The following is a 13,262-nucleotide window of genomic DNA, read 5'->3' as shown; positions in this document are numbered from 1 at the left end:
CAGCCGTCGTCGTACCCACGCCACGAGACCGCACGGACGTTACACACCCGGACGAAGACATTCCGGGAGGGTAGGCGGGGCGCCTGGCTACGCCTCCGGGGCGAAGCGGGCGACCAGGTCGCCGGCCGTCAGCCGGTCGAGGCCCGGGGTGGCGTCGAGCCCGCCCGGGTAGAGCCGGTAGAGGGTGCCGGTCAGGGTGGGGGTGGCGGGGAGGTCGCCGTTCAGGAGGGCCAGGAAGGCGTGCCGGCCGGTGAGCACGCCCGGGTCGAACGGGGCGGTGCGGTCCGGCTGCCGGCGGTCGCGGATGCGGGCGGCGAAGGCCCCGACCGGCTCGTCCGGGGCGCGGTGGTAGGTGGCGACCGTACCGCCCGAACGGATCAGGACCTGGTCGGTGCCGGCCGCCGCGGCGGCCAGGGCCAGGTCACCGAGGGTGGCCCGGGCGCCCGGGGTGAAGTGGTGCAGGACGTCGGAGGCGAGCACGCCGAGCCGGCCGGAGTGGCGGCGGACGTCGTGCAGGCCGCCGGTGCCGCCCAGGTTGAGATCGGTCCAGGTCCAGTGGCGTCCGGCCAGGTCGACGATCATCGGGAGGGCCACCCGGGCGGCGCCGGCCAGGTCGAGCCGCTGGGTGACGGCCTTCGGGTCGAGCGGGCCGGCGGACCGGCCGAGCTCCCCCAGGGTCATGAAACCGGTGTAGGCGTCCGGGAGTTCGTCGAACGGGATGTCGTTGTAGCTGAACACCACGACCACGGCGTACCGGGCCCCGGCGGCGGCCAGCCCGGCCAGGTCGAGGTCGACGAACTCGGTCGCGCCGTTCGGCGCCGAGGTGAAGTCGCCGGAGTGCACCGCCGTCCGGGCACCGTGCACCAGCTTGGTGTAGTCGCACAGGCCGGTGAGCGCCCAGTCCTTGTCGTAGAACGCCACCGAGAGGTCGAGGTCGACCCGGACGCCCTTGGGCTGGAGCCAGTACAGGAAGAGCCGCAGCCGGGCGCCGTCCGGCAGCGGGAGCACGCTGCCGCGCGGCACCGCGACCAGCGAACGGGCACTGGCCCGCTCCGCCGACGGCACCGTCAGACCGGTCAACTCCTCGTCCAGCAGGGCGAGATCGTACCGGGGCCGGGCGGCGGCCCGGCGCAGCAGCTCGGCCTCGATCAGCTCGCAGACGGGCGCACCGATCCGGGCGGGCAGCGCGCTGCCCCAGTCGGTACGGGCATGGGTGTGCGCGGTGTGGCCGCGCGGGAAGTACAGCCGGCGCTCGTTGTCGGGCCGGGGCGCGCGCAGCCGTCCGTACGCGCCGAGCAGCGGGCCGGGCGCGACCCGGCGCAGGGCCTCCGGCAGGACGGCGAGCAGCGCGGGCGGGCAGGGCGCGTCGGGCGCCCAGCGGTGGTGGGTGCGGAGCAGGTGGTGCAGTCGCCGGGCCAGCTCGCCCGGGCGGTGGGCGAGCAGCGCGACGGCGCCGGGCACGTCGCCGGTCGCGAGGGCGGCCTCGACCCGGGCGGCGAAGGTGGTGACGGTCAGTCGGTTCCGCCCGCCGGCGGTACCGGCGACGGGCAGCGGGGCGGCCAACAGGCGGTCGCCGAGCGGGTGCTGGAGCAGGTCGGTGCCCCGGACCACCGCGAAGGCGGCGGCCGCGTTCGGGTACCGGCGGTGGTGCTCGTACGGGTGCAGCACCTCGCCCGCGCGCTGCCAGGCGGCCCGGTGACGCAGCATGTCCTCGGCTGCTCCGGCCGGCGGCAGGGCGTCCAGGGCGGCGAGCAGGGCCCGCCGGAGCGGGCGCGGGACGGCGAGCAGCCGGGGCGGCTTGTCGGCCAGCAGGTCGGGTTCGGCGCCGCTCCAGGCCCAGAGCAGCCGCAGCACGTCGGTGGCGGTGTCGAGCCGGGCACCCAGCGCGGGCAGCGTGCCGGGCAGGTCGCGGTGCAGGAGTTCGGCCAGCACGGTGGCCTTGGTCTCCCGGACCGGGATCGTCGCGGGCAGCCAACGTCCGGGATCGGCGGGCGCGCTGTCGAGCAGGACGGCGAGGTCCTCGCGGTCCTGCGGGGCGAGCGGGGTCTGCCGGGCGAGCAGGCGACCGAGCTCGACCTGGGTGGCGGCGGCCGGTTCGACCGCGAGCCGGAGCGGCCGCAGCACCGCGTCGGCCGGGATCTCCCGGCTGGGCGGCGGCGGGTCCTCGCCGGTCGGCACCGTGCCGCAGAGCGGGCAGCCCGCGAGCGGGTCGGCGACGTCCTGGCAGTCCTGGCAGAGCAGGTGTCCGCACGGGCCGAACAGCTCGACGACCGGCCCGTCCTCGCACCAACTGCACCCCAGGTGCGGCTGGTTGCGCAGGAAGGCGAGGACCCGGGCCGAGTACAGCAGGTGCGCGTCGGCCGGCACCTGGTCCGGGAAACCGTGGAACAGCGGCCGGTGGCGGCGCTCGTTGCCGAGCAGCAGGTCGATCCGGCGGAGCAGCTCGGTACCGGTCTGCCGGAGCGCGACCGGGCTCTGCCGGGCCAGCGCGGCGTACAGCGGGGCGGTGAGCCGGTAGCCGCGGAGCGCGAGGTCGGACTCCAGCACGGTCAGCCCGTCCCGGCTGCGCCGGTCCGGTTCGCCGCCGGGGCGGGTCGGGACGACGACCAGGCCCTGGCGGTGCAGCAGGAGTGTGTCGAGATCGCGGCTCATCGCGGTGGCTTCTTCCCCCTCGGGACGCCTCACGGGGTGGTGCCCCGGGCGGAGATGTCAGTGCGGGGGCGGAGAATGGGCGCACTCGGATTCATTTGCAGTGAGTGAGAAGGAAGCACGCCGCGGAGCCGCCCCCGCGGCGCTCACCCTAACCGGGCGCGGCTCTGTCAACCCACTGGTTTTCAGATGTGACGCGGGTCACATCATCGGCCGAAATATCCGGGGACAGTCTCCCCGTTTGACGCTATGTTCGAGTTATCCGGGGAACCAGTCCCCGGTACGGGGGCCCGAGGGGAGTTGGACCATGACTGTCACCGCCGCCGAGAAGGCGACCGCGCCACGCCTGCGGGCCGACGCCTCGCGCAATCGGGCGCGGATCATCGAGGCCGCCCGCGAGGCGTTCGTCGAGCAGGGGCCCGACGTCCCGCTCGACGAGATCGCCCGCCGGGCCGGTGTCGGCAACGCGACGGTCTACCGCAACTTCGCCGACCGGCGCGAGCTGATCCACCACGTCACCCTCTCGGTGATGCACCAGATGGTCGGTCACGCGCGGGCCGCGATGGCCGAGGAGCCGGACGCGTTCGCGGCGGTCGCCCGCTTCACCCACGCGGCCGCCGACGAGCGGATCAGCGCGCTCTGCCCGATGATCTCCCAGCACGGCGACCCCGACGACCCCGAGCTCGAGCAGGCGGGCGGGCAGCTGCAGGCCTCCGTGGTCGAGCTGATCACCCGGGCCCAGCAGGCCGGGCTGCTCCGCGCCGACATCGGCGCCGGCGACTACCTCGCCACCGTGGCCCAGCTCACCCGGCCGCTGCCCGGCAGCGACTGCATCTCGGTGGACGGCTTCGTCCACCGGCACCTCCAGATCCTGCTCGACGGGATGCGGGCCCCGGCCCGCTCCGAGCTGCCCGGTCACGCCGTGACCATGGAGGACCTCCGCCGATCCGACTGACGCCGCGCCCAGTGCCGCGCCCGGCCCCGCACCAGCCCCGACCGCACGTCTGACACCCCATCGACTTCCGCGCCGCCCCGAACATCCGGCGCGTCAGCACTCCAGCTCGTTCAGAACCTCGCACCTAAGTGGGTACCTCCATGTCCGGAACCGTCGCACCGCCCGATCCACGTCGCTGGAAGGCGCTCGCCTTCATCGGCCTGGCGCAGCTGATGGTCGTCCTCGACGCCACCATCGTGAACATCGCCCTGCCCTCCGCCCAGGCGGACCTCGGCATCACCGACGGCAACCGCCAGTGGGTCATCACGGCCTACGCGCTCGCCTTCGGCAGCCTGCTCCTGTTCGGCGGCCGGATCGCCGACCTCTGGGGCCGTCGCCGCACCTTCATCGTCGGCCTGATCGGCTTCGCGCTGGCCTCCGCGCTGGGCGGCGCCGCCGTCAACACCGGCATGCTGCTCGGCGCCCGCGCCCTGCAGGGCGTGTTCGGCGCGCTGCTCGCCCCGGCCGCCCTCTCGCTGCTCGCGGTGATGTTCACCACCGGCCAGGAGCGGGCCAAGGCGTTCGGCATCTACGGTGCGATCGCCGGTGGCGGTGGCGCCATCGGTCTGATCCTCGGCGGTCTGCTCACCGAGTACCTGAACTGGCGCTGGACCTTCTTCGTCAACATCCCGTTCGCGGTGGTCGCCGCGACCGGCGCCATCCTGGTGATCCGCGAGCCCGCCGAGGGCCGCAACCGCAGCAAGCTGGACATCCCCGGGGTGCTGCTGGTCACCACCGGTCTGGTCGCCCTGGTCTACGGCTTCACCCGGGCCGAGTCGGACGGCTGGGGTGCGGGCCTGACCATCGGCCTGTTCGTCGCCTCCGCCCTGCTGCTCGCACTGTTCGTCCTGGTCGAGTCCAAGGTGAAGGCCCCGCTGCTGCCGCTGCGCGTGCTGCTGGAGCGCAACCGGGGTGGCGTGTACCTCTCGCTCGGTGTCGCGATCATCGGGATGTTCGGGCTGTTCCTCTTCCTGACCTACTACCTCCAGGTCGTCCTGGACTACAGCCCGGTGCTCACCGGCGTCGCGTTCCTGCCGATGGTGGCGGGCATGATCATCGGCTCCACCCAGATCGGTGCCCGGCTGATGACCCGGGTGGCCCCGCGCAAGCTGATGGCCCCCGGTTTCGTGACCGCCTCGCTGGGTCTGCTGATCCTCACCCAGATCGGCACCGACACCTCCTACCCGACGGTGATCCTGCCGGGTCTGGTCCTGATGGGCCTCGGCATGGGCACCGCGTTCATGCCGGCCATGAGCCTGGCCACCTACGGCGTCGAGCCGCGGGACGCGGGCGTCGCCTCGGCCATGGTGAACACCTCCCAGCAGGTCGGCGGCGCCATCGGCACCGCGCTGCTGAACACCATCGCGGCCAGCGCCACCACCTCGTACTTCACCTCGCACGCGGCCGGCGCCACCAACCCGAAGGTGCTCCAGCTGGACGCCATGGTGCACGGCTTCCAGATCGCCATCTGGTGCTCGTTCGGCATCATGGTGCTGGCCGGGGCGATCGCCGGGGTCCTGATCAACACCGGCCGTCCGGACGCCCACCAGGCCTCGGCCGACGGTGCGGACGAGGCCGTCCCGGTGCTCGTGCACTGATCCACCCGTACCGCCCGACGGCCCCCGCTCCCACCAGGAGCGGGGGCCGTCGGCCGTTCACCGCACTCGAAAGCGCCCCGCCGGGCCCCTTCCTACCTCGGAGTAACTTCGCTACAGTGACCGCACGCACCACCGCCGGGCTTCGGGAGCCGCACTGGCGGGGCCGCCGTCCGACGTGCGATCGCACGCCTTCCGGACGCGGTACGGGACTTCAGCGCGATGCACAGCGACATCTCTCAGTTCGCCTGAGTACCACGGCACAGCCGCGGCACGGCCGGAGCGGACCGGCCTGCCGCGTGACGCCGCAACCGTCATCACCTTCTCCCCGCTCCGCCGTACCCTCCTCCCTGCCCTGACGGCCGCCGCTCGACGACGAGCGGGTGCGCCCGGCACGGACGGGCGGCGCGGGGTCCCATGACAAGGAGTCAGGACAATGGAGCGTCCCTTCCCCACCGTCGCGGTCGTCGGACTCGGCACCATGGGCGCCGGCATCGCCGTCGCCGTCGCGCACAGCGGACGCCGGGTGATCGGCATCGAGGCCAACCCCGACAGCGCGGCCCGCTCGCTGGCCCGGATCGAGGAGAGCACCGCCGAGGCGGTCCGCCGCGACCGGCTGACCGCGCAGGAGCGCACCGCGCTGCTGGCGCTGATCTCGGTCGGCGACCGGCTGGACGCCGCCGCCACCGCCGACCTGGTGATCGAGGAGGTCCCCGAGCAGCTGGAGCTGAAGCGGGAGATCTTCGCCGAGCTGGACCGGATCTGCCCGCCCGACACGGTGCTGGCCACCGGTACCACCGCTCTCTCGGTGACCCGGATCGCCGCCGCCACCGCCCGCCCGGAGCGGGTGCTCGGCCTGCACTTCTTCAACCCCGTGCACACCATGAAGCTGGTCGAGGTGGTGCGCACCGTGCTGACCATCCCTCAGGTCGCCGAGCAGGCCGCCGACTTCGCCCGCGAACTGGGCAAGGAGCCGGTCGCGGCCGGCGACCGGGCCGGGTTCGTGGTGAACGGGCTGCTGTTCGCCTACCTCAACCAGGCCGCCGCGATGTTCGAGTCCAAGTACGCCACCCGGGAGGACATCGACGCCGCGATGCGGCTCGGCTGCGGCCTGCCGATGGGCCCGCTGGCGCTGCTCGACCTGATCGGCGTGGACACCGCGCGGACGGTGCTGGAGGCGATGTACGAGCAGTCCAAGGACCGGCTGCACGCCCCCGCCCCGATCCTCGGCCAGCTGGTCGCGGCCGGGCTGCTGGGCCGGAAGACCGGCCGCGGCTTCTACACCTACCAGGCGCCCGGGTCGTCCCGGGTGGTCGCCGAGCCGGGCAGCTCGGCGGCGGCTCCGGTGGCCGGGCGCGAGGTGCGCGGCGTCGGCGTCTGCGGCTCCGGCACGATGGCCACCGGCATCGTCGAGGTGTTCGCCAAGGCCGGCTACCCGGTGATCCTGACCGCCCGCAGCCAGGAGAAGGCGGACAACGCCAAGGCCCAGCTGGCCCGTTCGCTGGACCGCTCGGTGGCCAAGGGCCGGCTGACCGCCGAGCAGCGCGACGCTGCGCTGGCCCTGGTCACCCCGAGCGGCCGGTACGCCGATCTCGCCGAGGCCGACCTGGTGGTCGAGGCGGTGGCCGAGGACCTGGCGGTCAAGCGCGAGCTGTTCGCCGCCCTGGACAAGATCTGCAAGCCCGGCGCGGTGCTCGCCACCACCACCTCCAGCCTGCCGGTGATCAGCTGCGCGACCGCCACCTCGCGGCCGCAGGACGTGATCGGCATGCACTTCTTCAACCCGGCCCCGGCGATGAAGCTGGTCGAGGTGGTCTCCACCGTGCTGACCGCGCCGGACGTCACCAGCACCGTGCTGGCGCTCTGCGGCACGGTGAAGAAGCACGCCGTGGAGTGCGGCGACCGGGCCGGCTTCATCGTGAACGCGCTGCTCTTCCCGTACCTGAACGACGCGGTCCGGATGCTCCAGGAGCACTACGCCACGGTGGACGACATCGACACCGCGATGAAGCTCGGCTGCGGCTACCCGATGGGTCCGTTCGAGCTGCTGGACGTGGTCGGCCTGGACGTCTCGCTGACCATCGAGAAGGTGCTGCACCAGGAGTTCCGCGAGCCCGGGCTGGCCGCCGCACCGCTGTTGGAGCACCTCGTCGCGGCCGGCTGCCTGGGCCGCAAGACCGGTCGCGGATTCCGCGACCACGCCCGCCGGTGACCGGCCAGGCGCCGGTCCCGGGCGGGCTGCCGGGCGGTCCGCACCCGACCGGCGGGCGGGCGGTCAGGCCCGCCTGGGGCCCGGGCTCGGTGACCGGGCGCTGGCCCCGTCCGGTGGTGGCCGCCCCGGTGCCGCCACTGCGCCGGACAAAGGCCGTTGGCCCGCCACCCGGTACGTGTAGCGTTCCGGCCATGGACCGGGAACAGTCATCCGAACAGTCAGCCCCGGTGCGTCCGGAGGGCGTCCGGCCGGCCACCGAGGCCGGGGCCGGGAACCGCCGGGCGGCCGCCCAGCGACAGCAGATGCGGCAGGATCTCGCCTCGGCCGCGATGGAGCTGTTCGCCACCCAGGGGTACGAGGAGACCACGGTCGACCAGATCGCGGCCGCCGCCGGGGTGGCCCGGCGCACCTTCTTCCGGTACTTCAGGTCCAAGGAGGAGGCGATCTTCCCGGACCACGACGACACCCTGGTCCGGGTGGCCGACCTGCTGGCCAGCTCCGACTCCGAGGAGCACCCGCTCGACGTGGTGTGCCGCGGGATCAAGGAGGTGCTCCGGATGTACGCCTCCACCCCGGGCGTCTCGGTGGCCAGGTACCAGCTGATCCGTCAGGTCGCGGCGCTGCGCGAGCGGGAGATCGCGGTGGTCTCCCGGTACGAGCGGCTGTTCACCCGCTACCTGCTGGGCCGGTTCGACGCGGCCGAGGAGATCCCGCCGGGCTGGCAGCGCGGCGGGGACGACGACTCGATGCTGGCCGAGGTCTCGGCGGCGGCGGTGGTCGCGGCGCACAACCACGTGCTGCGGCGCTGGCTGCGGGCCGGCGGCATGGGCGACGTGGAGGCACAGCTGGACCACTCGTTCGACGTGATCCGCGGGACGTTCTGGGCCACCGCCCCGAACGGGGGCCGACGGCGCGGGACGGTAGTGGCACCCGGTGCCAATGTGACACCCGGGTCCTCACTGGAGGCCGCCGCGGTGAGCGCACTCAGTGCCAGCCCCGGGGGTGAGGTTCTCATCACAGTGACCCGGACGGACGCCCCGCTGGAGCAGGTGGTGGACCGGATCAGGGCCGCGCTCAGCGGTTCGGTCGGCTGAGGTTTACGCAGGTCAGAGCAGTTTCAGAGGGCCCGTTCCGGTTCGCCGGGGCGGGCCTTCGGTGTGCCGCAAGGGGCTGCGTCGAACGGCCGTCGGATTCACTCGAATTGATGGCACCCGGTGTCTTTACTAGTGGCACAGGGTGCCACTACTTTGTTCCTCACCAGTCGCGGCGCCGCGGCTCCCCACCTCGGCGCGCCGTGTCCGGATGCGACAACACCACCCGTCGCAGCCACCCAGACTTCCCGTCCCCAGACCGAACCAGCGAAGCCGGTGTCCGCTCCCGGCTCCCCCAGACGCCCTGTGCGCCCTCACACAGGTACGCCTTCGGAGGCAGCCATGAAGGAAATCCTCGACGCGATCCTCAGCACCGACAGCACCCCGGCGGACTTCGCCGGGCTCAAGCTGCCGGAGTCCTACCGGGCGGTGACGCTCCACAAGGACGAGGAGCAGATGTTCGCCGGCCTGGACAGCCGCGACAAGGACCCGCGCCAGTCCCTGCACCTCGACGACGTCGCCCTGCCCGAGCTCGGCCCGGGCGAGGCCCTGGTCGCGGTGATGGCCAGCGCGGTGAACTACAACACGGTGTGGAGCTCGATCTACGAGCCGGTCTCCACCTTCGGCTTCCTGGAGCGGTACGGCCGCCTCTCGCCGCTGACCAAGCGTCACGACCTGCCGTACCACGTGCTCGGCTCCGACCTGGCGGGCGTGGTGCTGCGCACCGGCGCCGGCGTCAACGCCTGGAAGCCGGGCGACGAGGTGGTCGCGCACTGCCTCTCGGTCGAGCTGGAGTCCTCGGACGGCCACAACGACACGATGATGGACCCGGAGCAGCGGATCTGGGGCTTCGAGACCAACTTCGGCGGCCTGGCCCAGATCGCCCTGGTGAAGACCAACCAGCTGATGCCCAAGCCGAAGCACCTCACCTGGGAGGAGGCCGCCTCCCCCGGCCTGGTCAACTCCACCGCCTACCGCCAGCTCGTCTCGCGGAACGGCGCGGGCATGAAGCAGGGCGACAACGTGCTGATCTGGGGCGCCAGCGGCGGCCTCGGCTCGTACGCCACCCAGTACGCGCTGGCCGGCGGCGCCACCCCGATCTGCGTGGTCTCCAACGACGCCAAGGCCGAGATCTGCCGCGCCATGGGCGCCGAGGCGATCATCGACCGGAGCGCCGAGGGGTACAAGTTCTGGAAGGACGAGAACACCCAGGACCCACGCGAGTGGAAGCGCCTGGGCGGCCGGATCCGCGAGCTGACGGGTGGTGAGGACGTGGACATCGTCTTCGAGCACCCCGGCCGGGAGACCTTCGGCGCCTCGGTCTACGTCACCCGCAAGGGCGGCACCATCGTCACCTGTGCCTCCACCTCGGGCTTCATGCACCAGTACGACAACCGCTACCTGTGGATGTCGCTGAAGAAGATCGTCGGCTCGCACTTCGCCAACTACCGCGAGGCGTGGGAGGCCAACCGCCTGGTCGCCAAGGGCAAGATCCACCCGACCGTCTCCAAGGTCTACACCCTGGAGCAGACCGGGCAGGCCGCCCTCGACGTCCACCAGAACAAGCACCAGGGCAAGGTCGGCGTGCTCTGCCTGGCCCCGCAGGAGGGCCTGGGCGTCCGCGACCAGGAGCTCCGGGAGAAGCACCTGCCGGCCATCAATCTGTTCCGCGAGGTCTCCGAGCGGACCGACCAGCACGGCCGGAACATCTGATGGCCGCCGACCGGGACCGTCCGTGGCTGATGCGGACGTACGCGGGCCACTCGACCGCGAGTGACTCCAACGCGCTCTACCGGAAGAACCTGGCGAAGGGTCAGACCGGCCTCTCGGTCGCCTTCGACCTGCCCACCCAGACCGGCTACGACTCGGACCACATCCTGGCCCGCGGCGAGGTCGGCCGGGTCGGGGTGCCGGTCGGCCACGTCGGCGACATGCGGACGCTGTTCGACGGTATCCCGGTCGAGCGCACCAACACCTCGATGACCATCAACGCCACCGCGATGTGGCTGCTGGCGCTCTACCAGGTGGTCGCCGAGGAGCAGGGCGCCGAGGTCGCCAAGCTCACCGGCACCACCCAGAACGACATCGTCAAGGAGTACCTCTCGCGCGGGACGCACGTCTTCCCGCCCGGGCCCTCGGTGCGCCTGATCACCGACATGATCGCCTACACGGTCGGGCACCTCCCGAAGTGGAATCCGATCAACATCTGCAGCTACCACCTCCAGGAGGCCGGGGCCACTCCGGTCCAGGAGATCGCGTACGCGATGTGCACGGCGATCTCGGTGCTGGACGCGGTCCGCGACTCCGGGCAGGTCCCGGCCGAGCGGATGGGCGAGGTGGTGGCCCGGATCAGCTTCTTCGTGAACGCGGGCGTCCGCTTCGTCGAGGAGATGTGCAAGATGCGCGCCTTCGCCCGGCTCTGGGAGAAGGTCACGCTGGAGCGGTACGGCATCGAGGACCCCAAGCAGCGCCGGTTCCGCTACGGCGTCCAGGTCAACTCGCTCGGCCTGACCGAGGCCCAGCCGGAGAACAACGTCCAGCGGATCGTGCTGGAGATGCTCGCCGTCACGCTCTCCAAGGACGCCCGGGCCCGCGCCGTCCAGCTCCCCGCGTGGAACGAGGCCCTCGGCCTGCCCCGGCCGTGGGACCAGCAGTGGTCGCTGCGGATCCAGCAGGTGCTGGCCTACGAGTCCGACCTGCTGGAGTACGGCGACATCTTCAACGGCTCCGAGGTGATCGAGACCAAGACCGCCGAGCTGCTGGCCGGCGCCGAGGCCGAGATCGCCAAGGTGCTGGAGATGGGCGGGGTGATCCCAGCCGTCGAGTCCGGCTACCTGAAGTCCAACCTGGTGGCCTCGCACGCCGCCCGGCGGGCCCGGATCGAGTCCGGCGAGGACAAGATCGTCGGGGTGAACTGCTTCGACACCACCGAGGAGAGCCCGCTCACCGCGGATCTGGACACCGCCATCATGGTGGTCGACCCGGCCTCCGAGCAGTCCGTCCTGACGGCGCTCCAGCAGTGGCGCGCCGCACGGGACGAGCCGGCCGCCCAGGCCGCCCTGGCGGCCCTCAAGGCCACCGCCGCGACCACCGACAACCTGATGCCCGCCACCCTCGCCTGCGCCCGGGCAGGGGTCACCACGGGCGAGTGGTCGTTCGCCCTGCGGGACGTCTTCGGCGAGTACCGCGCCCCCACCGGCGTGGGCGGCGCCCCGGTCGCGGTCGCGGCCGAGCCGGGCGGCGAGCTGGCGGCCGTCCGGGAGGCGGTCGCGGCCACCGCGGCCGAGCTGGGCACCGGCAAGCTCCGCCTGCTGGTCGGCAAGCCCGGCCTGGACGGGCACTCGAACGGCGCCGAGCAGATCGCCGTCCGGGCCCGCGACGCCGGCTTCGAGGTGGTCTACCAGGGCATCCGTCTGACGCCCGAACAGATCGTCTCCGCCGCCGTCGCCGAGGACGTGCACTGCGTCGGCCTGTCGATCCTGTCCGGCGCCCACCCCGAGCTGGTTCCGGACGTCCTGCACCGGCTCCGCCGGGCCGGGGTGGAGGATGTGCCCGTGATCGTCGGTGGCATCATCCCCGCAGCGGACGGCGAGGCCCTCAAGGCCGCCGGCGTCGCCGCCGTGTTCACTCCGAAGGACTTCGGCATCACCACCATCATCGGCCGGATCGTCGACGAGATCCGGCTCGCCAACAGGCTTCAGCCCTGGGCCGCGACCTCCACCGCCGCGACCAGCTGACCCGGAAGGACCGACCCACCCTCATGACTGTCAACCGCCTGCGCCCCCGCCGCTCCTGTCTGGCCGTCCCGGGCAGCAACCCGCGCTTCCTGGAGAAGGCCCAGGGCCTCCCCGCCGACCAGGTCTTCCTCGACCTGGAGGACGCCTGCGCCCCGCTGGTCAAGGAGAGCGCCCGGCACAACATCGTGGACGCCCTCAACAACGGCGACTGGGGCAACAAGACCAAGGTCGTCCGGGTCAACGACTGGACCACCCACTGGACGTACCGCGACGTGGTCACCGTGGTCGAGGGCGCCGGCCCGAACCTCGACTGCATCATGCTGCCGAAGGTTCAGGACGCGACCCAGGTCAAGGCCCTCGACCTGCTGCTCACCCAGATCGAGAAGACCATGGGCTTCGAGGTCGGCAAGATCGGCATCGAGGCGCAGATCGAGAACGCCAAGGGCCTGGTGAACGTCGACGAGATCGCCGCCGCCTCGCCCCGGCTGGAGACCATCATCTTCGGCCCGGCCGACTTCATGGCCTCGATCAACATGAAGACCCTGGTGGTCGGCCAGCAGCCGCCCGGCTACCCGGCCGACGCCTACCACTACATCCTGATGCGGATCCTGATGGCCGCCCGGATGCACGACCTGCAGGCGATCGACGGCCCCTACCTGCAGATCCGCAACCCCGACGGCTACCGCGAGGTGGCCGGCCGGGCCGCCGCGCTCGGCTTCGACGGCAAGTGGGTCCTGCACCCCGACCAGGTCGGTGCGGCGAACGAGATCTTCTCGCCCTCGCAGGAGGACTACGACCACGCCGAGCTGATCCTCGACGCGTACGACTGGTGCACCTCCGAGGCGGGCGGCGCCAAGGGCTCGGCGATGCTCGGCGACGAGATGATCGACGAGGCCAGCCGCAAGATGGCCCTGGTCATCGCGGGCAAGGGCCGGGCGGCCGGCCTGGAGCGCACCACCAAGTTCGAGATCCCGGGGAGCTGAC

General features: G+C 72.3%; 8 protein-coding genes. 7 read left to right on the top strand and 1 reads right to left on the bottom strand.

From position 1 onward, the window contains the following. Positions 1–87: 87 nt before the first annotated feature. Positions 88–2,652, bottom strand: a complete 2,565-nt coding sequence (locus OHV05_RS25585; protein WP_405019727.1) for an MXAN_6230/SCO0854 family RING domain-containing protein — start codon at positions 2,650–2,652, stop codon at positions 88–90. A gap of 304 nt (positions 2,653–2,956) precedes the next feature. Between OHV05_RS25585 and OHV05_RS25580 the strand changes: the two genes are divergently transcribed. From OHV05_RS25580 to OHV05_RS25550, 7 genes are all read left to right on the top strand, one after another. Further along, positions 2,957–3,604, top strand: coding sequence for a TetR/AcrR family transcriptional regulator (locus OHV05_RS25580; protein WP_405019726.1), 648 nt, complete (start codon positions 2,957–2,959; stop codon positions 3,602–3,604). A 140-nt stretch (positions 3,605–3,744) separates the two neighbouring features. Further along, positions 3,745–5,241: an MFS transporter gene (locus OHV05_RS25575; RefSeq protein WP_405019725.1), complete on the top strand. Its 1,497-nt coding sequence runs from the start codon at positions 3,745–3,747 to the stop codon at positions 5,239–5,241. A gap of 433 nt (positions 5,242–5,674) precedes the next feature. Next, entirely contained in the window at positions 5,675–7,450 is a 1,776-nt protein-coding gene (locus tag OHV05_RS25570; RefSeq protein WP_405019724.1) for a 3-hydroxyacyl-CoA dehydrogenase family protein, read from the top strand. Positions 7,451–7,641: 191 nt separating this feature from the next. Continuing rightward, a complete protein-coding gene (locus tag OHV05_RS25565; protein ID WP_405019723.1) occupies positions 7,642–8,544 on the top strand; it encodes a TetR family transcriptional regulator in 903 nt (300 codons plus the stop codon). A gap of 339 nt (positions 8,545–8,883) precedes the next feature. Further along, positions 8,884–10,254, top strand: coding sequence for a crotonyl-CoA carboxylase/reductase (gene ccrA, locus OHV05_RS25560; protein ID WP_405019722.1), 1,371 nt, complete (start codon positions 8,884–8,886; stop codon positions 10,252–10,254). Further along, entirely contained in the window at positions 10,254–12,278 is a 2,025-nt protein-coding gene (locus OHV05_RS25555) for a protein meaA (protein WP_405019721.1), read from the top strand. Before ccrA ends, OHV05_RS25555 begins: the two co-directional genes overlap by 1 nt. A 23-nt stretch (positions 12,279–12,301) precedes the next feature. Further along, positions 12,302–13,261, top strand: coding sequence for an HpcH/HpaI aldolase/citrate lyase family protein (locus OHV05_RS25550; RefSeq protein ID WP_403036301.1), 960 nt, complete (start codon positions 12,302–12,304; stop codon positions 13,259–13,261). Position 13,262: the final 1 nt, after the last annotated feature.

Source organism: Kitasatospora sp. NBC_00070 (genome assembly GCF_045041205.1).
Lineage (GTDB): Bacteria > Actinomycetota > Actinomycetes > Streptomycetales > Streptomycetaceae > Kitasatospora.
This window is presented reverse-complemented; position numbering and strand designations above follow the sequence as displayed.